The 19,426-nt window shown below is 61.9% G+C and carries 24 protein-coding genes; 15 read left to right on the forward strand and 9 right to left on the reverse strand.

What is annotated here, in order from left to right:
* Positions 1-166: 166 nt before the first annotated feature.
* From HKK52_RS07935 to HKK52_RS07955, 5 genes are all read left to right on the forward strand, one after another.
* Positions 167-532, forward strand: a complete 366-nt coding sequence (locus HKK52_RS07935) for a VOC family protein (protein WP_169370339.1) — start codon at positions 167-169, stop codon at positions 530-532.
* 27 nt (positions 533-559) lie between these two features.
* Positions 560-985, forward strand: coding sequence for a GNAT family N-acetyltransferase (locus HKK52_RS07940; RefSeq protein WP_169370340.1), 426 nt, complete (start codon positions 560-562; stop codon positions 983-985).
* A gap of 199 nt (positions 986-1,184) precedes the next feature.
* A complete protein-coding gene (gene pcsA, locus HKK52_RS07945; protein WP_169370341.1) occupies positions 1,185-1,907 on the forward strand; it encodes a phosphatidylcholine synthase in 723 nt (240 codons plus the stop codon).
* A 6-nt stretch (positions 1,908-1,913) separates the two neighbouring features.
* On the forward strand, positions 1,914-2,309 hold the full coding sequence (locus HKK52_RS07950) for a DUF488 domain-containing protein (protein ID WP_169370342.1): 396 nt from the start codon (positions 1,914-1,916) through the stop codon (positions 2,307-2,309).
* A 39-nt stretch (positions 2,310-2,348) separates the two neighbouring features.
* Positions 2,349-2,807, forward strand: a complete 459-nt coding sequence (locus HKK52_RS07955; RefSeq protein ID WP_169370343.1) for a GNAT family N-acetyltransferase — start codon at positions 2,349-2,351, stop codon at positions 2,805-2,807.
* 13 nt (positions 2,808-2,820) lie between these two features.
* Here HKK52_RS07955 and HKK52_RS07960 read toward each other — a convergent pair whose 3' ends face one another.
* Entirely contained in the window at positions 2,821-3,420 is a 600-nt protein-coding gene (locus HKK52_RS07960; protein WP_169370344.1) for a SagB/ThcOx family dehydrogenase, read from the reverse strand.
* A 251-nt stretch (positions 3,421-3,671) separates the two neighbouring features.
* Here HKK52_RS07960 and HKK52_RS07965 point away from each other — a divergent pair, with 251 nt between their 5' ends.
* The gene (locus tag HKK52_RS07965; protein ID WP_169370345.1) at positions 3,672-4,130 is read left to right on the forward strand and encodes a GNAT family acetyltransferase; all 459 of its coding nucleotides are present in this window, start codon (positions 3,672-3,674) and stop codon (positions 4,128-4,130) included.
* A 119-nt stretch (positions 4,131-4,249) separates the two neighbouring features.
* On the opposite strand, the gene HKK52_RS07970 is transcribed toward HKK52_RS07965, so the two are convergent.
* Together HKK52_RS07970 and HKK52_RS07975 are read right to left on the reverse strand one after the other, a co-directional pair.
* Positions 4,250-5,062 carry a class I SAM-dependent methyltransferase gene (locus HKK52_RS07970; protein WP_169370346.1) on the reverse strand — a complete coding sequence of 271 codons (813 nt, stop codon included), beginning with the start codon at positions 5,060-5,062 and terminating at the stop codon, positions 4,250-4,252.
* Between the two features lie 51 nt (positions 5,063-5,113).
* The gene (locus HKK52_RS07975) at positions 5,114-5,383 is read right to left on the reverse strand and encodes a DUF4242 domain-containing protein (protein ID WP_169370347.1); all 270 of its coding nucleotides are present in this window, start codon (positions 5,381-5,383) and stop codon (positions 5,114-5,116) included.
* A 182-nt stretch (positions 5,384-5,565) separates the two neighbouring features.
* Between HKK52_RS07975 and HKK52_RS07980 the strand changes: the two genes are divergently transcribed.
* Together HKK52_RS07980 and HKK52_RS07985 are read left to right on the forward strand one after the other, a co-directional pair.
* Entirely contained in the window at positions 5,566-6,555 is a 990-nt protein-coding gene (locus HKK52_RS07980; protein WP_169370348.1) for an AraC family transcriptional regulator, read from the forward strand.
* A gap of 40 nt (positions 6,556-6,595) precedes the next feature.
* Positions 6,596-7,054, forward strand: a complete 459-nt coding sequence (locus HKK52_RS07985; RefSeq protein ID WP_169370349.1) for a GNAT family N-acetyltransferase — start codon at positions 6,596-6,598, stop codon at positions 7,052-7,054.
* A gap of 17 nt (positions 7,055-7,071) precedes the next feature.
* On the opposite strand, the gene HKK52_RS07990 is transcribed toward HKK52_RS07985, so the two are convergent.
* The 3 genes from HKK52_RS07990 to HKK52_RS08000 form a co-directional block, all read right to left on the reverse strand.
* Entirely contained in the window at positions 7,072-8,283 is a 1,212-nt protein-coding gene (locus HKK52_RS07990; RefSeq protein WP_169370350.1) for a cytochrome c biogenesis protein DipZ, read from the reverse strand.
* A 166-nt stretch (positions 8,284-8,449) separates the two neighbouring features.
* Positions 8,450-8,656 (reverse strand): hypothetical protein, encoded by a 207-nt coding sequence (locus tag HKK52_RS07995; protein WP_169370351.1) that lies wholly within the window; start codon positions 8,654-8,656, stop codon positions 8,450-8,452.
* Between the two features lie 39 nt (positions 8,657-8,695).
* The gene (locus tag HKK52_RS08000; protein WP_133835903.1) at positions 8,696-8,959 is read right to left on the reverse strand and encodes a DUF2790 domain-containing protein; all 264 of its coding nucleotides are present in this window, start codon (positions 8,957-8,959) and stop codon (positions 8,696-8,698) included.
* 297 nt (positions 8,960-9,256) lie between these two features.
* Between HKK52_RS08000 and HKK52_RS08005 the strand changes: the two genes are divergently transcribed.
* Complete coding sequence (locus HKK52_RS08005; protein ID WP_169370352.1) at positions 9,257-9,997, forward strand: response regulator; 741 nt, start codon at positions 9,257-9,259, stop codon at positions 9,995-9,997.
* Positions 9,994-11,292: an ATP-binding protein gene (locus tag HKK52_RS08010; RefSeq protein WP_169370353.1), complete on the forward strand. Its 1,299-nt coding sequence runs from the start codon at positions 9,994-9,996 to the stop codon at positions 11,290-11,292. Before HKK52_RS08005 ends, HKK52_RS08010 begins: the two co-directional genes overlap by 4 nt.
* A 151-nt stretch (positions 11,293-11,443) precedes the next feature.
* Here the strand turns inward: HKK52_RS08010 and HKK52_RS08015 are convergent, their stop codons facing one another.
* Positions 11,444-12,193, reverse strand: a complete 750-nt coding sequence (locus HKK52_RS08015; RefSeq protein ID WP_169370354.1) for an HvfC family RiPP maturation protein — start codon at positions 12,191-12,193, stop codon at positions 11,444-11,446.
* Complete coding sequence (locus HKK52_RS08020; RefSeq protein WP_169370355.1) at positions 12,186-13,025, reverse strand: HvfB family MNIO-type RiPP peptide maturase; 840 nt, start codon at positions 13,023-13,025, stop codon at positions 12,186-12,188. The genes HKK52_RS08015 and HKK52_RS08020 overlap by 8 nt, the downstream gene beginning before the upstream one ends.
* Positions 13,026-13,365: 340 nt before the next feature.
* Here HKK52_RS08020 and HKK52_RS08025 point away from each other — a divergent pair, with 340 nt between their 5' ends.
* Positions 13,366-14,412, forward strand: a complete 1,047-nt coding sequence (locus HKK52_RS08025; RefSeq protein ID WP_169370356.1) for a class I SAM-dependent methyltransferase — start codon at positions 13,366-13,368, stop codon at positions 14,410-14,412.
* Positions 14,413-14,655: 243 nt separating this feature from the next.
* Positions 14,656-15,498: an NAD-dependent protein deacetylase gene (locus HKK52_RS08030; RefSeq protein WP_169370357.1), complete on the forward strand. Its 843-nt coding sequence runs from the start codon at positions 14,656-14,658 to the stop codon at positions 15,496-15,498.
* A gap of 132 nt (positions 15,499-15,630) precedes the next feature.
* Here HKK52_RS08030 and HKK52_RS08035 read toward each other — a convergent pair whose 3' ends face one another.
* Positions 15,631-16,530 (reverse strand): LysR family transcriptional regulator, encoded by a 900-nt coding sequence (locus tag HKK52_RS08035; RefSeq protein WP_169370358.1) that lies wholly within the window; start codon positions 16,528-16,530, stop codon positions 15,631-15,633.
* Between the two features lie 228 nt (positions 16,531-16,758).
* Between HKK52_RS08035 and HKK52_RS08040 the strand changes: the two genes are divergently transcribed.
* Genes HKK52_RS08040 through HKK52_RS08050 form a run of 3 tightly spaced genes read left to right on the forward strand, consistent with a single transcriptional unit; the run spans position 16,759 to position 19,352 of the window.
* Complete coding sequence (locus HKK52_RS08040; RefSeq protein ID WP_169370359.1) at positions 16,759-17,457, forward strand: CoA transferase subunit A; 699 nt, start codon at positions 16,759-16,761, stop codon at positions 17,455-17,457.
* A 36-nt stretch (positions 17,458-17,493) separates the two neighbouring features.
* Positions 17,494-18,159, forward strand: a complete 666-nt coding sequence (locus HKK52_RS08045) for a CoA transferase subunit B (RefSeq protein ID WP_169370360.1) — start codon at positions 17,494-17,496, stop codon at positions 18,157-18,159.
* Between the two features lie 11 nt (positions 18,160-18,170).
* A complete protein-coding gene (locus HKK52_RS08050) occupies positions 18,171-19,352 on the forward strand; it encodes an acetyl-CoA C-acetyltransferase (RefSeq protein WP_169370361.1) in 1,182 nt (393 codons plus the stop codon).
* Positions 19,353-19,426: the final 74 nt, after the last annotated feature.

A 19,426-nucleotide genomic window follows, 5' to 3' on the forward strand; every position in this document is an offset into this window, starting at 1 on the left:
CTCTCTTATGGGTGTAACTCAGTCAGGCAACGATAGTCCTCGCCGGCCATTGCGCCAACCCCGTTTGGCCGACTTGAACAGGCACAACACCCGAGGGCACACGCTCCTGACAGAAACTGACAGTGCAGCCTTTTATGCTGCGTGCCACATCCTTCGGAGCCGCCCCATGATCACGCCTCGTTATTGGCTACTTTTTGTCGAGAACCCTGCCGTCAGTGCCCGGTTCTATGAGTTCCTGCTGGGCCGCAAACCCGTGGAAGAATCCCCGACCTTCGCCCTGTTTGTGCTGGAGGACGGCTACAAACTGGGACTCTGGTCGCGGCACACCGCCGAGCCTGCCGTGGGCGTGACCGGCGGCGGCATGGAGCTGGCATTCCCCGTGGAATCGGCCGAAGAAGTCGACGCGCTGTTCGGCCAATGGTCGAGCCTGGGCCTGAGCATCCTGCAACCACCGACCGAGCTGGATTTCGGCCGCACTTTCGTCGCGCTTGACCCCGATGACCATCGGCTGCGAGTGTTCTTCCCTCGCTAACCCGCCACCCAGAGGATCACCCGCGCCATGGAACCGCATCAAATCGTCGTCAGCGACGTGATCGAACCCGAAGTCGAGCACCTGCTCAGTGCCGGGCTCAGTGCCTTCAATGAACAGGCCACCGGGATCAGCGACTGGCAGGCGCTGGCGGTGACGGTTCGCGATCCAGAGACCCAACAGGTGCTGGGCGGGATTACCGGGCGCACGTCGCTGGGCCTGCTGTTTCTCGATTTGTTCTACTTGCCCGAGTCGGTGCGCGGCTCCGGGCTGGGCGCTCGACTGCTCAAAACCTACGAAGACGAAGGCCGCCGGCGTGGGTGTCGCTCCGCGGTGCTCTACACCTTGAGTTTTCAAGCCCCGGCGTTTTACGAGAAGCAGGGCTGGCAGCGATTCGGCGAAGTGCCGTGCCTGCCTGAGGGCACCAGCCGGGTGTTCATGAGCAAAGCGTTATAGACCTGTGGCAACAGAGTCTTCATTAAGTCTTCAGCCATGCAGATTTACCGGGGTTTTTTTCCCACAGCACAGCTAAGATTCATAGGTGGTGAACCTTATCCCCGGATTCCCGGTCGATACCTGCAACCCGACCCGGTTTGCCGACGCCCCCAATAGAAGGGTGCTGACTGGCTTGCTTCACTTTTTGGAGAACGCCCCCGTGATATCAACCCTACACATTGCCAGGCTCAAAGCATGGGGCGCCCATGGCTTTACCGCGACTGGCGTGGTCACAGCCTTCCTGGCCACCCTCGCGCTGCTGGAAAACCAGGCCACCCATTGCCTGCTGTGGCTGGGCGTGGCGCTGATCGTCGACGGCCTCGACGGCGCGCTGGCACGCAAGGTCAACGTGCAATCGGTGCTGCCGAGTTTCGACGGCTCGATCCTTGACCTGGTCATCGACTACCTGACCTACGTGTTCATCCCGGCGCTGTTCATCTATCGCTACATTCCGTTGCCGGACTACACGCTGCTGCTGACCGTGTCGCTGATCCTGGTCTCGTCGCTGTTCTGCTTCTGCAACGTCAACATGAAAAGCAAGGACAACTACTTCCAGGGTTTCCCCGCCGCGTGGAACGTGGTCGCGTTGTGCCTGTACATCATTGGCCCGTCGCCGTGGGTGACGCTGCTCACCGTCATCGGCCTGGCCCTGCTGACCGTGACCCGCATGAAGTTCCTGCACCCGTTCCGCGTGCGCAAGTTCATGCCAATCAACATTGCCGTGACCGCCATCTGGCTGCTCTGCAGTTTGTCGCTGGTGGTCAACCATCCGGTGATCAACCCGATGGTGATGGGGCTTTGGCTGCTGATGTCGGCGTACTTCCTGGGCATCTGCATCTGGCGCACGGCGATGGAGTGGTTTGACGGTTCGCGGCACAAGTAACCGTCCATGGCCATCAGCATCGTGCGGCTTGGCTCGCCACGCAGGCCCGATGAAGGCCTGCGCATCGGCACGGTGCGCCGCCCGCCTCGGGGCGTACCTAAAGCCGAGTTTGCCAGCCGTGATTTTTATGATGTCTGGCAGCCCCTGCTGTCGCCCAGCCCGGAACTGGTTGCCCAAGCCCAAACGGCGCAGGACGCCAAGGCTTGGGACGCGTTCAAGCGCAAGTTCAAGGCCGAGATGAACCAGCCTGCACCCAGTCACCTGCTGGATTTGTTGGCGGCGTTGTCTCATCAAACGGCGCTGGCGGTGGGGTGTTATTGCGAGGATGAGGCGCATTGCCACCGTTCGGTCCTGCGCGAATTGCTGCAAGCACGGGGGGCGCAGATCACGGACGTACCGTAGGAGGTCAGCAGGAAATCTTTCACAAGGAGCAGTGAGAACGTGAACAACCCGATTCGACGTGCAACCGCGCAAGATGCAGCCGCCATCAGCCAGGTCATCATCCAGTCCCTGCGCCAGTCCAATGCCCGGGACTACCCGCCCGACGTCATCGCCCAGGTGGAGAAAAACTTCGCTCCCCAGTCCATCCTCGCCTTGCTCGGCCAACGCCAGGTATTCGTGGCGACCATTGACCATCAGGTCGTAGCCACCGCCAGCCTCGACCGCGACGTTGTCCGCAGCGTGTTCGTCCACCCAGAGCATCAAGGGTCCGGACTCGGCAGCCAGCTGATGGCCACGCTGCAATCCTTCGCCCAAGCCGCCAACATCGATATCCTGCGCGTCCCCTCCTCCATTACCGCTGAAGGCTTTTACCTGAAGTTGGGCTTTCTGAAAGTCCGCGATGAATTCCATGGCGCCGAGCGCACGATCATCATGGAGCGCCGCTCGAACCCTGATTGACTGCAGGAGCGGATCAAACCACCGGCCGCCCCACGCAAAAAAGCGCCACGGGTTGACCGGATTCGTCCAGGCCCAGCGCGCTTGTCATGGCCGCATCGTCGAACCCCATCACCACGACCGAGCCCAATCCTTCAGCCGTCACCGCCAAATACATGCTTTGCGCGACCGCACCCGCTTCAAAATCAACATAACGCGCACCCCGCAGGCCATCGGCTTGCTGTTCGGCAAAGTGCTGAATGGCCAGGCCACGGTTGCCGATGATCACCACCACGACGGCGGCGTCTTCCAGCCACGTTTCATCGCCCAGCGCGGCGGCGTTCAGCGCCCCGGTCTGCACACAGTGCCCGCCTGGCTTGAGCTGCGCCGACTCAGGTTCGAACCTGTAGAAGCCTGGCGCCAACCCGTCCACTCGACGAACGACGACGCCCAGCGTCAGCGGATACAAGGCATGGGCCGAGGGCGCTGCACGTTTGCCTTCCGTGGACGTGCGGCCTTGGCCGGCGGACAGGATGTTGAGCAAGGCACTGAGAGGGACCGGCTCGTCGGCGTAACTCCGGACACTGCGCCGACGGGCGAGCAGGTGCTGCAGGGGTGTGGCGTTTGAAGCATCCATTGCGCATGAGTCCTGATTTTTCAGAACTTCGATTAAAGCAGCTCATCCACGATTTCGTGGCAACTGGCCCGATATATTTCACCCGGTTGAAAGGCCATCTTCGCGCAGGAGCCAGGCTTGCGGGCGAAGGCGCCCTCAAGATCGCCTTCGCGGGCAAGCCTCGCGCCTACAATTTTGGGGGGCAATCTATCGGGTGGACAAAACACGCCATGGAACGTTAGCGTCAGCCCCAAGCATTCAAAGGACTGACCATGACGCAGATTGTCGATTACACCAACGAACACCACCGCACCTCGGTTATCGAACTCTGGGAAACCGCATTCGGCTACGAAACCGCGCACAACACCCCAAGCCTGGTGATCGACAAGAAACTGGCCATCGCCGACGGCTTGTTTTTTGTGGCGCTGGCGAACGACGGGGTCGTGGGCACGGTGCTGGCGGGATACGACGGTCATCGCGGCTGGCTGTATTCGGTGGCGGTGCATCCGGCACAGCGCCGGCAAGGGCTCGGCGCCCGATTGGTACGCCACGCTGAACTGGCATTGACCGCTCGCGGCTGCATGAAGATCAATCTGCAGATTGTCAGCGCGAACGAAAGCGTGAAGAGTTTTTATGAGTCGCTGGGCTACGCGGTGGAGCCGCGCATCAGCATGGGCAAAAAGGTGGAAGTGAACATCCCGGCGCCAACGGATTCGCCCGTACGCCTCTGAAACCACCGCAATCCCTGTAGGAGCTGGCGCAGCCTGCGATCTTTTGATCTTGATCTTCAGCAAGTCCGAAAAAGATCAAGATCAAAAGATCGCAGCCTTCGCCAGCTCCGACATGGACCTTATCGCCGTGAGATCACCACCTCCAGGTATTCACTCGGCACCACCAGCGACGCCTCGCCGGCCCGATTCAGGCTATTCAGCAACTCGGTAAAGTCCCTTTCCAGCGCCATGGCGCCGTCTACCGGCAGCACCGCAAACGCCTTGTGCACCGGCCCATACCAACTGCGGAACGTGTCGATGAAGTGGGCGGCCGAGCGGTAGCGGAAGTTGAAGGTCCGGCGCGTCACTTGGGTCAGAAAATCCTGCTCATCGAAATGCGTGCGCAGCCAGGCTTCATTGCCCCAGTTTGATGGCGGTTGCGCGCCGGGCGGTGGTGGCAGGTGACCGCCGAGGATCTTGAACATCTGCCCGACAAAGCCTTCGGGCGTCCAATTGGCCAGGCCGATGCGACCGCCGGGGCGAACGACCCGTGCCAGTTCTGCAGCGGCCTTGGCCTGGTCCGGCGTAAACATCACACCGAAGGTCGACAGCACCGCGTCGAAACTGGCGTCGTCGAACGGTAGCGCTTCGGCATCGGCCACTTGGAAAATGACTTCCAGCCGTTCGGCCCTGGCGCGGTCTTCACCGCGTTCGAGCAGCGCGGCGACATAGTCGGTGGAGGTGACTTTGCAGCCACGACGGGCAGCCGCCAGTGTGACGTTGCCGTTACCGGCGGCGACATCCAGCACCTGTTCGTCGCAGAGCAGGTCACAGGCTTCGGCCAGTTGCTCGCCGACGATCTGCAGCGTGGTGCCGATCACCGCGTAGTCGCCGCTGGCCCACGCGGCCATCTGGCGGTTTTTCAGGGCAGTAAGATCAATGGGTGTACTCATGAAGTGTGGCTCCCTCGCGGGTTGAAACACAGTCCAGGCGCTGACGGAAAACTACTCCGCCGTGGTGGGATCGATGATGTTCATGACCTGTGAAACGCTGTTGGCCGGAAAACCGCCCTGCCTGGCATGTTCCCGGACGAGCTCTTCGTTCGGCGCGATGTACACGCAGTAGATCTTGTCGCCGGTGACGTAACTCTGCAGCCATTGCACTTCAGGTAAATCGCGCAAGACCCGGCAGGACTTTTGCGAGATGGCTTTCAGATCCCGGTCCGACAGTGCTCCGGCGCCCGGAATGTCCCGCTCTATGACGAACTTCGGCATAGCAACCTCTCTTTTCTTGTTATGGACACAGGGCCGGCAGTGACCCCGTGCATCCACTATCGCGCTGGCGCGGGCCGGCGTCCTGTCCGATCGTCGGCCAACACTGCCCGATCGTCCGGAGGTTTCACGCCGCGCGGCGACGGGCTCACACTTAACAGCATCCGTCCCCACGAGAAATCACCATGGACGCCCTCTCGCAAACCTTGCGTGTGGTCCACCTGGTCGGCGCGATTTTCATCAACGCCCGGTTCACCGCGCCCTGGTGCTACCAGTCGCCGAGCGCCGATACCGCCGCGCCATTTCTGGAGCCCGGCGCCGAGCGGGTGGTGATCTTCCACCTGATTACCGAAGGCGAGTGTTACGTCGAGTTGGGTGATGATCCGCCGCTGCTGCTGAATGCCGGCGACGTGGTGGTTTTCCCTCAGGGCGATGCCCATCGCATGTGTTCGAGACCGGGCGTTCCGCCGGCCACGGGGGCACGGCTGGACGTGGTACTGGCGCGCCGTCCGCGGCAATTGAGCTATGGCGGTGGCGGTGGCGTGACGCGTCTGGTGTGCGGGTACCTGGCGTGCGACACGCGGTTGGCCGGCATGTTGCTGACAGGGTTGCCGGCGGTGATCAGGGTCAATGTGCGCGGTTCGAATGCCGGAATGTGGTTGGAATCGTCGGTGCGCTACGCCCTCGCCGAGGCGCGATCGCCCAGGCCCGGCGGCGAAGGGGTGCTGGCGAAACTGGCCGAGGTGCTGTTCATCGAGGTGTTGCGCCTGTACATGAACGAGCAGGCCGAAGGTCGCACCGGTTGGCTGGCGGGCGTCGGCGACCGGATCGTCGGCGGCGCCCTCAACGCATTGCACAAGAACCCCGGTCATTGCTGGACCCTGGAAGAACTGGCACGCACCGCCTGCACCTCAAGGTCGGTCCTCGCCGAGCGTTTCCAGCAACTGGTCGGCAGCTCGCCGATGCAGTACCTGACCCAATGGCGGATGTTGCTCGCCGCCAACCTGTTACGCCGCAGTAACACCTCATTGGCACGGATTGCCGAGGAAGTGGGTTATCAGACCGACACGGCATTCAGTCGCGCGTTTCGCCGCGAGTTTGGCGCACCGCCAGCGGCGTGGCGGCGTCATCAGGCCGTGGTTGATGCAAAACCCGGGATTGCCTGTCCGCCCTGAAATCGGCTCTTATGGGGCCCCCTTCGAAAGGAATCAACCCATGCCCCGCCTGGACTGGCTCACCCATCACCCGCAACACAGTGACACCTTCGCCGCGTGGATTCATCGGCAATTCGATTACGAATACGCCTCACAGCCCTTGGCGGATTGGCAGCGGGAGTTTGCTGACGGTCAACACAATAGCGACTGGCAATGCCTGATTGCGCTGAAGGGGGATCAACTGTTGGGCGGTGCCGCACTGGCCAGGGCCGACCTGGCCCTTCGAGCGGATCTCGGTCCGTGGCTGGCCTGTGTATTTGTCAGCCCCGAGGCGCGAGGCCAGGGGCTGGCGGAGCGTTTGATCGAAGGGATTTGCGCTGAAGCGAAAGCCAAGGGTGTGGCGCGAATCTACCTGCACACCCAGGACAAGCACGACTACTACGCCAAACGTGGCTGGACGGTCCTGGACAATTTCCAGGCCTGGGACAAACAACAATGGCTCATGGTGCAAGACCTGTGAGCCATTGATTTGAAGGCTTACGCGGCCGGTGCCTTGGCCTCTTGCAACAGCTGCTGGATCATCTGCTCCTGAGTGTCGTAGCGCCCCTCGCCAAAGTGGGTGTAACGCACTTGGCCCTTGGCGTCGATCAGGTAGTGGGCGGGCCAGTACTGGTTGTCGAAGTTGCGCCAGATCGCGTAGTTGTTGTCGATGGCCACCGGGTAGGTGATGCCGAGTTTCTTCACCTGATCCTTGACGTTATCGATGATCCGCTCAAAGCCGTATTCCGGGGTGTGCACGCCGATCACCACCAGGCCGTCCTTCTCGTACTTCTTCGCCCAGTCCTTCACGTAGGGCAAGGTGTGCTGGCAGTTGATGCAGTCGTAGGTCCAGAAGTCGATCAGCACCACTTTGCCTTTGAGGGATTCGCTGGTCAGGGCCGGCGAGTTCAACCATTGCACTGCGCCGTCGAGCGAGGGCATTGCGCCTTTGGCGTTGTCCATGGACGTGTCGGCCTTGACCTTACTGACGAAGTAATCGACCACTTTTGGTACGTTTTCCAACAGCCCTTGCTCGACGCTGCTGACGCCCTCGGACGAGGTGCCGGCCAGCAGGGTTTTGTCGGCGCCGGTGGAGATCACGGCGGCCGCCGCCAGTACGGCAACACCCGCGCCACGGCGCAACCAACCGGTAACCGGGATCGACGCTTTCAAGCGATTGACCAACCCGCGACCGGCAAAGATCAAGGTGCCCAGGGACAAGGCGCTGCCGAGGCCGTAAGCCACCAGCAACAGACTGGTTTGCGCGTTGGCGCCTTGCAGCATGGCGCCGGTGAGAATCACGCCGAGGATCGGCCCGGCACACGGCGCCCAGAGCAGACCGGTGGCGACACCGATCATCAGCGAGCCGAGCGGGCCGGACATTTTGCGGGTGTTCGGGTCGAGGCGATTGCCCAACAGCACGAACGGACGCGCCAGCCAGCCGCCGATGCGGGCGGAAATCAGCGACAGGGCGAACAGCGCCATCACGATCAGAGCCACGTGGCGACCGGTGTTGTTGGCCTGGACCACCCATTCACTGCTGACCACAGCCAGGCTGGAAATCAGGGCGAAGGTCAGGACCATCCCGCCGAGGGTGAGCAGGATCGAAGAGCGGGTGCGCTCGACACCGGCGAACAGGAACGGCACGACCGGAAGGATACAAGGGCTGAGGACGGTCAAAATGCCGCCCAGGAATGCGATGAGAAACATGGGGGGATTCCTGAAAAGGTGTTCAACGAAACAACGCTATCCCTGTAGGAGCGAAGCTTGCTCGCGAAGGCGGTGTGTCAGGCGACATTGATGTTGGATGTGCCGGCCTCTTCGCGAGCAAGCTTCGCTGCTACAGGGGGGGGCGGGGACCACGGCAAAAACCGAGTCAAGCCGTCTGGCGCTCCAGCAATTGCCCCTGGGGCGTGCGGCTGGAACCGTTCTCCGCCAGCGCCGCAGCGCCCTTCTCCACCGGGGTCAGTTGAAAGCAAGTGGCACTGCCACAGGCATTCTTTTCAACCGCAGAATTGGCATGGGCGGCAGCGCCGGCAACGGAGAAGGCTACGGCGGTCAAGTAACGCGTCACGTTGTTCATGATGGTCTTCCTGTTTCAAAGTGGGATTCAGAGAGGGACTCAGCTACCTTCGTGGCAGTCATCGGAAAACTTGCTGTAATCCAGCGCCTGGGTTTTGCCCTGGGAATCGAGGTAGGTCAGCCGGGCATTCACAATCCCGCAGGAAGGCGCGGTGTCCTGTGTCAGCGACACGACTTTCTGGATGTCCAGATGCGTGCCGTAGGTGTAGGTTTTCGGGGTCACATCGGCTTCGGCACGGGCCGACAAGGTGCAGATGTTCAGGGCGGCAAACAGGCAAGCGGCGTAGATGGCTTTGGTGTTCATGGCGGTTTCCTCAAGGCTTCAATGATTAGTGGGTCCGAGGCGGGTTGGTTTGCCTCGATGGGACCCATTAGAAGCCTGCGAGGTATCCCGTCTGTGTCGGGAAAACCCCTGAGTAAATCGTTACGTATCAAAGCCGCCGCCCGATACACAGCGATACAAAACCCCGAAAAAATCGCGTTTTTGCGTCTGCGTGTATCCGTCGACAGGCCAGATACACTGCAATACAAAGGGCAGCGGGCGAACGGGCCAAGGCTCGATAGACTGCGCGACATCCCCCATTGATAGAGGTTTGGCCCCATGGAACATGTCGATCACATTCTCATCGTCGACGATGACCGCGAGATTCGGGAGCTGGTCGGCAACTACCTGAAGAAGAATGGCCTGCGCACCACCGTCGTCGCGGATGGCCGGCAGATGCGTTCGTTCCTGGAATCCACGCCGGTGGACCTGATCGTGCTCGACATCATGATGCCCGGCGACGATGGGCTGATGCTCTGCCGCGAGTTGCGCGCCGGCAAACACAAAGCCACGCCGGTGCTGATGCTCACCGCGCGCAACGACGAAACCGACCGCATCATCGGCCTGGAAATGGGCGCTGACGATTACCTGGTCAAGCCCTTCGCCGCCCGCGAATTGCTGGCGCGGATCAACGCCGTACTGCGCCGCACACGCATGCTGCCGCCGAACCTGGTGGTCACCGAAAGCGGGCGCCTGCTGGCCTTCGGGCGCTGGCGCCTGGACACGTCGGCCCGGCATCTGCTCGACACCGATGGCACCATGGTCGCCCTCAGCGGCGCGGAATATCGCTTGTTGCGGGTGTTCCTCGATCATCCGCAACGGGTGCTCAATCGCGATCAGTTACTGAACCTGACCCAAGGCCGCGACGCCGATCTGTTCGACCGCTCCATCGACTTGCTGGTCAGCCGCTTGCGTCAGCGCTTGCTCGACGATGCGCGGGAGCCGGCCTATATCAAGACCGTACGCAGCGAGGGTTATGTGTTTTCCCTGCCGGTCGAAGTACAAGGAGCGCCCGCATGAATCTCGCGATGCACTGGCCGCGCACCCTCGCTTCACGGCTGTCGCTGATCTTTTTGATCGGCCTGATCCTCGCCCAGGCACTGTCCTTCGGCGCGCAGTATTACGAGCGTTACGAAAGCGCGAAAAACACCATGCTCGGCAACCTGGAAACCGACGTCTCGACCTCCATTGCCATCCTCGACCGCTTGCCGGCGGAAGAACGCGCGGGCTGGCTGCAGCAACTGGAGCGGCGTAATTACCGCTATCTGCTGGACGACGGTTCGCCCGGTACGGCCATGCGTGACACACCCATCGCGGTGACCTCGATCAAGGATGCCATCGGCAAGGATTACCCGATGACCGTGACCGACATCCCCGGTCCGCAGAAACACTTCCAGGTGCACCTGAAACTGGCGGACGGCAGCCCGGTGACCATCGACGTGCGGCCGGCCATGGTGCCGTTGTCGCCGTGGCTGCCGATCGCGTTGCTGGGGCAATTGGCGCTGATGCTCGCCTGCACCTGGCTCGCCGTGCGGATCGCCATCCGCCCTCTCACCCGCCTCGCCACGGCGGTCGAAACCCTGGACCCCAACACCCACGCCGTGCACCTGGACGAAAAAGGCCCGACCGAAGTCGCCCATGCGGCCATGGCGTTCAATGCCATGCAGGCGCGGATCGCGGCGTACCTCAAGGAACGCATGCAACTGCTGGCGGCGATTTCCCACGACCTGCAAACCCCGATCACCCGCATGAAACTGCGCGCCGAGTTCATGGACGATTCCAGCGAGAAAGACAAACTGTGGAATGACCTCAGCGAAATGGAGCACCTGGTGCGCGAAGGCGTGGCGTATGCCCGCAGCATCCACGGCGCCACCGAAGAGAGCCGGCGCACGGATCTGGATTCGTTTCTCGACAGCCTGGTGTTCGACTACCAGGACATGGGCAAGGACGTGCAACTGAGCGGCAAAAGCGCCGCCGTGATCGACACCCGCCCCCACGCCTTGCGCCGGGTGCTGGTGAACCTGACCGACAACGCCCTGAAATTCGCCGGGGCTGCGGAGTTGCAGGTCGAAGCAAAAACCGATGGCAGCTTGTCGGTGAAGGTCATGGACCGTGGGCCGGGGATTGCCGAAGAGGAATTGGCCCAGGTGATGGAGCCGTTTTATCGCGTAGAGAACTCACGCAACCGCAGCACCGGCGGGACCGGATTGGGACTAGCGATTGCGCAGCAGTTGGCGTTGGCGATCGGGGGATCGTTGACCTTGAGTAATCGTGAAGGCGGCGGGCTATGTGCAGAACTGAAGTTACCTCGTTGAGAGCGGATCGTTCCCACACTCCAGACCTCTAACCTGATCGTTCCCACGCTCCGCGTGGGAATGCCTCATCGGACGCTCCGCGTTCGGCTCTGGAAGGGACGCAGAGCGTCCCGGGCTGCATTCCCACGCAGAGCGTGGGAACGATCAACGATCAGGCTAATACACCTTCCGAATGCATCTGCCGCAACAACGCCACGCCGTTGTCCATGAACTCGCTAGACCCGCCAGCACCGGCCTCCTCCGCGAGTCCTTCCAGCTGCGCACGCCCGTCCAGCTCGGGAAACTCCCCCATCCGCTGCAACAACCGCCACGCCAAAGGACTCAACTCAGAGAACTTGACGCTCCAGTCTTCAGTCCGTCGAACCAACAACAACGTCGGCTGATCCGGCACAACATCAGGCCGGTAATCCGGCCCCAACAGCTGCACCGGCCAGCCATACGCCAACGGCCAGGCCAGTGGCGAAACCTGCAATGGTCGCTCCAGCAACAACCCGGCATCGCTCATCGGCAATGGCTCGTCGTCAGACTGCTGCAACGTCATCTCGACCCACTCGTAATGCGCCAGTTCGACCATGAACGGCGGCCAATCCCCATCGCTCAAGCCTGGCGGTTCAGCGGCGAGAAACGCGACAAACTCCTGGGCGATCTCACCGAATTTCGGCGTCTGCGCGCGATAGTCCCGCAGGAAGATCCGCACCAGCGCGCGCCACTCCGCATCCCCTAGAATCCGCACCAGCACCGGGAAGGTTCCGCTGAGCAGCAACGACACATTGTTGAACACCAGATCCCGATAAACCTGCACCCGCGCAGCGTCCATTTCGGCTGGCGGCGCGCAGTGCTCGGGATCACGCAGGTATCGGGTCAGGGCATCCTGTTGCTGATGCAGCGAAGATTTATCCACGGTTCACCTCCACACCTTGCAAGCGGCGAATGGTCTGCAACTCGGCCACCAGTTCCGAGAACGCCGGGAAGTTGAAGTCCCGCTCCAGCAGCGTCGGTTGCGCGCCGAAGCGGGCGTAAGCCTCGGCCAGCAACGACCAGACCACCGGTTTCACCGACGCGCCGTGGGTATCGATTTTCAAGGTTTCGGACTCATCGAAATGCCCGGCGACGTGCATCGCCACCACCCGCCCGGAATCGATCCCCGCCAGAAACGCCTGCGGATCAAAACCGTGGTTGATCGAGTTCACGTACACATTGTTGACGTCCAGCAACAGGTCGCAATCGGCTTCCCGTAGCACGGCATTGGTGAAGGTCAGTTCGTCCATGTCCTGCCGGGGCGCGGCGTAATAGGAGACGTTTTCCACCGCCAGCCGCCGGCCGAGAATGTCCTGGGACTGACGAATTCGTGCGGCAACGTGGTGCACCGCCTCTTCGGTAAACGGCAGTGGAAGCAGGTCGTAGAGGTGACCGTCATCGCTGCAATAACTCAGGTGTTCGCTGTACAGCGGCACGTTGTAGTGATCGAGAAACACCCGCACTTCCTGCAAAAACCCGACATCCAGCGGCGCCGACCCGCCCAACGACAGGGACAAGCCGTGGCAGGACAACGGATAACGCTCGGCCAACGCGCGCAACGCCGCGCCATGGGCACCGCCGATGCCGATCCAGTTTTCCGGGGCAACTTCGAGAAAGTCGAAACTCCCAGTCGGGGCGGCCTGGAGGTCTTTCATCAGCCCGCGACGCAGGCCGAGGCCGACGCTGGCCTTGGTGGATAAATCAGAGGTCTGCATGATGTCGATCTCATTCTGTGTGGATTAATGAGAGTCGAGTTAATCGAAGCGGTGTATCGGGGCTGTGTTCGGTTTTTGCAAAAACCGGCAGCGCATGTATCAGCCGCTGCACCGTACACACTGCGATACACAACACCCAACCACACAAAACCTCGCTCCTACAGGGATTGTGGGCCCTGTGGCTTTCGTCGCCCCAAACCGCAGTGCGCGGGGGCCGGACTAAACTTAACGCACGCGGGGCGCCGTCAGCGTCCTGTTCATTCCCACGACCACCGCCCAGCGGCGCACGCCTCGACCCACACTGCCTCTGGACCGTGATCCTGCCACAGGAGCACACGTGATGGACGAGGCCAGACTTAACGACTTCATGGGTAAATTGGTCAACGACATGGGCGGCGCGGCGATGCTGGCCAATGTCATTCTCGGCGAAGAACTCGGCCTGTACCGGGCCATGGCCGACAGCCAGCCGATCAGCCCCGAAACCCTCGCCGAAAAGACCGGGTGCCACCCTCGCCTGCTGCGCGAATGGCTCAGCGCCCACGCCGCTTCCGGTTACATGGAACACCAGGACGGCCAGTTCCGCCTGCCCGAAGAGCAAGCCCTGGCCCTGGCCATCGAAGACTCACCGGTGTACATCGCTGGCGGTATCGGGGTGGTCGCGTCGTTTTTCCATGACAAGGACAAACTGGTCAGCGCTTTTCGCGGTGACGGTGCATTGCCCTGGGGCGATCACCATCCGTGCATGTTCAGCGGCACGGAGCGCTTCTTTCGCCCCGGCTACAAAGCGCACTTGGTGGCCGAATGGTTGCCGGCGCTGGAAGGCGTGGTGGCCAAGCTGGAGAGCGGCGCCAAAGTGGCGGACATCGGCTGCGGCCATGGCGCCTCGACCGTGATCATGGCCCAGGCGTTCCCGGATTCGCGCTTTGTCGGCTTCGACTACCACGCGCCCTCCGTCACCGTGGCCACCCAGCGCGCCGAGGCCGGTGGGGTGTCCGGGCGGGCGCGGTTCTTCCAGGGCACGGCGAAAAGTTATCCGGGCACCGACTATGACCTGGTGTGCTATTTCGACTGCCTGCACGACATGGGCGACCCGGTGGGTGCGGCGCGCCACGCCTATGACTCGCTGAAAGCGGACGGCACGGTGCTGCTGGTGGAGCCCTATGCCAACGATGCCCTCGACGACAACATCACTCCGGTGGGACGGCTGTTTTATGCGGCTTCGACCTTCATTTGCACGCCAAACTCACTGTCCCAGGAAGTCGGCCTCGGGCTCGGCGCCCAGGCCGGTGAAGCGCGGTTGCGCAAGGTGTTTACCGAGGCCGGGTTCAAGCATTTCCGCCGGGCGACGGAAACGCCGTTCAACCTGATTCTTGAAGCGCGTAAATAGACACCGGGGGGAACGCGAAACTTGTAGAAGCTGGCGAAGCCTGCGTTCGGCTGCGAAGCAGTCGTAGACCCTGCGCACGCGGTGCACCTGATGCACCGCGTGGCCTGATTTCACGACGGCTTCGCCGTCGGACGCTGCCTCGCGGTGCTCGACAGCTGCTACAGGTGCGTTATCTGCGAGCGGCGCGTGGTGATCGGCAAATGCTACCCTGCAAACACTCAAGGCCTTCCCGGAGTGTTGAACATGCTCGACAGCCCCATCCGCGAACAACTCGACCGTCTTCAGCAATTAATGGCCGACCAGCCGTTCGCGGTCCTGACGGGCGCGGGCATCAGCACCCCGTCAGGCATTCCCGACTACCGCGACAACCAGGGCGTACGCCGTGGCCGGCAACCGATGATGTACCAGGAATTCCTCGCCGCCCCCGAATCCCGCCGCCGTTACTGGGCACGGGCGATGCTCGGCTGGCCGCGGGTACGCCTGGCCAGCCCCAACGCGGCCCACGAGGCATTGGCCAGTTTGCAAAGTGCGCAGCAGATCGGCGGGCTGATCACGCAGAACGTCGACACCTTGCACGACCAGGCCGGCAGCCATGACGTCATCGAACTCCATGGCAGCCTGCACCGGGTGCTGTGCCTGGACTGTGGCCGGCGCAGCGAGCGCGATGCGATTCAACAGCTAATGGAAGTGCAAAACCCCTACCTGGCGGGCGTCGATGCGGTCCAAGCGCCGGATGGCGATACCCTGCTCGACCCGGCGTTTGAAGCACGGTTTCAGGTGCCGCACTGCCCGCATTGCGGCGAGGAGCGGATGAAGCCGGACGTGGTGTTTTTTGGCGAGAACGTCGCGCAGGTGACGGCGGCCAGGGCCATGGCGGCGGTTGAGAAAGCGGCGGGGTTGCTGGTGGTGGGATCGTCGTTGATGGCGTATTCGGCGTTTCGGTTGTGTCGGGCGGTGGTCGATCAGGGCAAGCCGTTGATTGCGATCAATCTGGGCAAGACCCGGGCGGATGACATTCTGGATATGAAGATTGAGGGTTCCTGCGAACAACTATTACCCCTGCTGACACAACGCCTGACCCAATGATCGTTCCCACGCTCCGCGTGGGAATGCCGCCGGGGACGCTCCGCGTTCCGCTTCCGGATGTGACGCAGAGCATCGCAGGATGCATTCCCACGCGGAGCGTGGGAACGATCACGTGGAGGGCGTGTTCCGCGCTCAGGGCATGAGGCGCTGTGCGAGGTTGGCTTCTTTGAAAATATCGAACAACGCCTGTGCCGCCGCCGACAGTTCATGCCCCGGCTTGGTCAGTACGCCGATCGCCCGTTCCACCACCGGGTCACGCAAGGTGATGCAGTGGGCGCCCGACTCCTGCATTTGCTGCACGCACAATGCCGGCACCGCGCTCACGCCCAAACCGCTGGCGACCATCCGCCCGACCGTCGCCAGTTGATGGCTTTCAAATTCCACCGGCAACTTCATACCCCGGGCCTGCAAGTGTTCTTCGAGCATCACCCGCACGGTGGACGGTCGTTGCAAGGTGATAAACGGCTCCATCAATAAGGTTTGCCAGTCGATCTCGTCCAGTTTCGCCAGCGCCGAGTCATGGGGCACCACCGCGACAAAGCGATCGATGTACAACGGCGTGAATTCCAGCGACGTGCTGTGGGCCGGTTCGAACGACACGCCAAGTTCCACCTGCCGATCCCGGACCATTTCCAGCACCTGCTCGTTGATCACGTCGTTCACCGTGACGTTGACTTTCGGGTAACGCGCGCGGAAGGTTTTGAGGATCGGCGGCAGCAGGTTGCCGGCGAACGACGGCATCGCCGCCAGGGTCACGCGACCGCGCTGCAGGGTGAAACGCTGGCGCAGTTCATCTTCGGCATTGTCCCAATCGGCGATCAACCGGCGCGCCAACGGCACCAGGGATTCACCTTCCGGAGTTAGCGCGACGTTGCGCGTATTGCGGCTGAACAGGCGCCCGCCCAGGCCTTCTTCCAGGGCCTTGATGGTCAGGCTCAGCGCCGATTGCGACAGGTGCAACCGCTCGCAGGCCACGGCGAAACTCAGGCTCTGGGCCACGGCCAGGAAGGCGCGGATTTGCTTGACGGTCATGGCGAATGGCTCCAGTAAGTGGCGCATGTGCTATCTGTAGGAGCATGGCTTGCCCGCGATGGCGTCCTTGAGAATCTCATCGCGAGCAAGCTTTGCTCCTACGGGATTGATTGGTGAGTTTTATCTATCAATCAACCTTAAAAATCAACTTAACAAATGAATGGCCCGGCGCGACACTCACTTCCACTACGGCTAGCCAGCCGCCCATCAAGAATAAAAGAGGTGCATATGGCAGGTTTCGACAAGCGCGTGAGTTCCTACGAGGAAGCCCTTGCAGGTCTTGAAGACGGCATGACCGTGATCGCTGGCGGCTTTGGCCTGTGCGGGATCCCGGAAAACCTCATCGCCGAGATCAAGCGCAAAGGCACCCGCGACCTCACCGTGGTTTCCAACAACTGCGGCGTCGACGGCTTCGGCCTCGGCGTGCTGCTGGTAGACCGGCAGATTCGCAAGGTGGTGGCCTCCTACGTCGGCGAGAACAAACTGTTCGAAGAGCAACTGCTCAGCGGCGTCATCGAAGTCGATCTGACCCCCCAAGGCACCCTCGCCGAAAAAATGCGCGCAGGCGGCGCCGGCATCCCGGCCTTCTTCACCGCCACCGGCGTCGGCACCCCGGTGGCCGAAGGCAAGGAAGTGCGCGAATTCAAGGGTCGCAAGTACCTGATGGAAGAGTCCATCACCGGTGACTTCGCCATCGTCAAAGGCTGGAAAGCCGACCACTTCGGCAACGTCATCTATCGCCACACCGCCCAGAACTTCAACCCGCTGGCCGCCACCGCCGGCAAGATCACCGTGGTCGAAGTCGAAGAAATCGTCGAACCCGGCGAGCTGGACCCGGCGCAGATCCACACCCCTGGCATCTACGTCGACCGGATCATTTGCGGCACGTTCGAGAAGCGCATCGAACAGCGCACCGTGCGTAAGTGATCCCCTGCCCCCGGACCGAATGAAGGAATAACAACAATGGCACTTTCCCGCGAACAAATGGCTCAACGCGTCGCCCGCGAAATGCAGGACGGCTACTACGTGAACCTGGGCATCGGCATTCCGACCCTGGTCGCCAACTACATCCCTGAAGGCATGGAAGTCATGCTGCAGTCGGAAAACGGCCTGCTCGGCATGGGTCCGTTTCCTACGGAAGAAACCATCGATGCCGACATGATCAACGCCGGCAAACAAACCGTGACCGCGCGGATCGGCGCGTCGATTTTTTCCTCGGCCGAGTCCTTCGCGATGATCCGCGGTGGCCATGTCGACCTGACCGTGCTCGGCGCCTTTGAAGTCGACGTCGAAGGCAACATCGCCTCGTGGATGATTCCCGGCAAACTGGTCAAGGGCATGGGCGGCGCCATGGATCTGGTGGCCGGTGCAGATAACATCATCGTCATCATGACCCACGCGTCCAAGGACGGTGAGTCCAAGCTGTTGGCCAAATGCAGCCTGCCGCTAACCGGCGCCGGGTGCATCAAGCGTGTGCTGACCGACCTGGCCTACCTGGAAATCCAGGACGGCGCGTTCATTCTCAAAGAACGTGCGCCAGGCGTGAGCGTTGAAGAAATTGTCGCCAAGACCGCCGGCAAACTGATCGTGCCGGATCACGTGCCGGAAATGCAGTTCGCTGCCCAGTGAGGAATCATTCCATGCAAGACGTCGTTATTGTTGCCGCCACCCGTACCGCCATCGGCAGTTTCCAGGGTGCGTTGGCCGGTGTGTCCGCCGTTGACCTGGGCGCTGCGGTGATCCGTCAGTTGCTGGCGCAAACCGGGCTCGACCCGGCGCTGGTCGATGAAGTGATCATGGGCCAGGTGCTCACCGCCGGTGCCGGGCAGAACCCTGCGCGCCAGTCGGCGATCAAGGCTGGCCTGCCGTTCACCGTGCCGGCCATGACCCTGAACAAGGTCTGCGGTTCGGGCTTGAAAGCCCTGCACCTGGCGACCCAGGCGATTCGTTGCGGCGATGCCGACGTGATCATTGCCGGCGGCCAGGAAAACATGAGCCTGTCCAACTACGTGATGCCCGGCGCGCGCACCGGTCTGCGTATGGGTCACGCGCAAATCGTCGACACCATGATCAGCGACGGCCTGTGGGATGCGTTCAACGATTACCACATGGGCATCACCGCGGAAAACCTGGCCGAGAAATACAGCCTGACCCGCGAACAACAGGACGCCTTCGCCGCGGCCTCCCAGCAAAAAGCCACGGCCGCCATCGAAGCCGGGCGTTTTGTCGATGAGATCACGCCGATCCTGATCCCGCAGCGCAAGGGCGATCCGCTGTCCTTCGCCACCGACGAACAGCCACGGGCCGGCACCACCGCCGAAGCCCTGGGCAAGCTGAAACCGGCCTTCAAGAAGGACGGTTCGGTGACCGCCGGTAACGCCTCTTCGCTGAACGACGGTGCCGCCGCCGTGATCCTGATGAGCGCCGAAAAAGCCAAGGCCCTGGGCCTGCCGGTCCTGGCGAAAATCGCCGCTTACGCCAATGCGGGCGTCGACCCGGCGATCATGGGCATCGGCCCGGTATCGGCCACTCGCCGTTGCCTGACAAAGGCTGGCTGGTCCATTGACCAACTGGACCTGATCGAAGCCAACGAAGCCTTCGCCGCGCAATCCTTGGCAGTGGCCAAGGACCTGGAATGGGACCTGGACAAGGTCAACGTCAACGGCGGCGCCATTGCCCTGGGCCATCCGATCGGCGCGTCAGGTTGCCGGGTGCTGGTGACCTTACTGCATGAAATGATCAAGCGCGACGCCAAGAAAGGCCTCGCCACCCTGTGCATCGGCGGTGGTCAAGGCGTGGCACTGGCGATCGAACGGGCTTAACCCGTACATGATCGTTCCCACGCTCTGCGTGGGAATGCCTCAAGGGACGCTCCGCGTTCCAAGGGGACGCAGAG

Source organism: Pseudomonas sp. ADAK2 (assembly GCF_012935755.1).
Lineage (GTDB): Bacteria > Pseudomonadota > Gammaproteobacteria > Pseudomonadales > Pseudomonadaceae > Aquipseudomonas.

Excerpts from the sequence above, each read along its gene's own strand:
- HKK52_RS07935 (WP_169370339.1), top strand. The coding sequence starts at position 167 with ATGATCACGCCTCGTTATTGGCTACTTTTTGTCGAGAACCCTGCCGTC.
- HKK52_RS07940 (WP_169370340.1), top strand. The coding sequence starts at position 560 with ATGGAACCGCATCAAATCGTCGTCAGCGACGTGATCGAACCCGAAGTC.
- HKK52_RS07950 (WP_169370342.1), top strand. The coding sequence starts at position 1,914 with ATGGCCATCAGCATCGTGCGGCTTGGCTCGCCACGCAGGCCCGATGAA.
- HKK52_RS07960 (WP_169370344.1), bottom strand. The coding sequence starts at position 3,420 with ATGGATGCTTCAAACGCCACACCCCTGCAGCACCTGCTCGCCCGTCGG.
- HKK52_RS07965 (WP_169370345.1), top strand. The coding sequence starts at position 3,672 with ATGACGCAGATTGTCGATTACACCAACGAACACCACCGCACCTCGGTT.
- HKK52_RS07970 (WP_169370346.1), bottom strand. The coding sequence starts at position 5,062 with ATGAGTACACCCATTGATCTTACTGCCCTGAAAAACCGCCAGATGGCC.
- HKK52_RS07975 (WP_169370347.1), bottom strand. The coding sequence starts at position 5,383 with ATGCCGAAGTTCGTCATAGAGCGGGACATTCCGGGCGCCGGAGCACTG.
- HKK52_RS07980 (WP_169370348.1), top strand. The coding sequence starts at position 5,566 with ATGGACGCCCTCTCGCAAACCTTGCGTGTGGTCCACCTGGTCGGCGCG.
- HKK52_RS07985 (WP_169370349.1), top strand. The coding sequence starts at position 6,596 with ATGCCCCGCCTGGACTGGCTCACCCATCACCCGCAACACAGTGACACC.
- HKK52_RS07990 (WP_169370350.1), bottom strand. The coding sequence starts at position 8,283 with ATGTTTCTCATCGCATTCCTGGGCGGCATTTTGACCGTCCTCAGCCCT.
- HKK52_RS07995 (WP_169370351.1), bottom strand. The coding sequence starts at position 8,656 with ATGAACAACGTGACGCGTTACTTGACCGCCGTAGCCTTCTCCGTTGCC.
- HKK52_RS08000 (WP_133835903.1), bottom strand. The coding sequence starts at position 8,959 with ATGAACACCAAAGCCATCTACGCCGCTTGCCTGTTTGCCGCCCTGAAC.
- HKK52_RS08005 (WP_169370352.1), top strand. The coding sequence starts at position 9,257 with ATGGAACATGTCGATCACATTCTCATCGTCGACGATGACCGCGAGATT.
- HKK52_RS08010 (WP_169370353.1), top strand. The coding sequence starts at position 9,994 with ATGAATCTCGCGATGCACTGGCCGCGCACCCTCGCTTCACGGCTGTCG.
- HKK52_RS08020 (WP_169370355.1), bottom strand. The coding sequence starts at position 13,025 with ATGCAGACCTCTGATTTATCCACCAAGGCCAGCGTCGGCCTCGGCCTG.
- HKK52_RS08025 (WP_169370356.1), top strand. The coding sequence starts at position 13,366 with ATGGACGAGGCCAGACTTAACGACTTCATGGGTAAATTGGTCAACGAC.
- HKK52_RS08030 (WP_169370357.1), top strand. The coding sequence starts at position 14,656 with ATGCTCGACAGCCCCATCCGCGAACAACTCGACCGTCTTCAGCAATTA.
- HKK52_RS08035 (WP_169370358.1), bottom strand. The coding sequence starts at position 16,530 with ATGACCGTCAAGCAAATCCGCGCCTTCCTGGCCGTGGCCCAGAGCCTG.
- HKK52_RS08040 (WP_169370359.1), top strand. The coding sequence starts at position 16,759 with ATGGCAGGTTTCGACAAGCGCGTGAGTTCCTACGAGGAAGCCCTTGCA.
- HKK52_RS08045 (WP_169370360.1), top strand. The coding sequence starts at position 17,494 with ATGGCACTTTCCCGCGAACAAATGGCTCAACGCGTCGCCCGCGAAATG.
- HKK52_RS08050 (WP_169370361.1), top strand. The coding sequence starts at position 18,171 with ATGCAAGACGTCGTTATTGTTGCCGCCACCCGTACCGCCATCGGCAGT.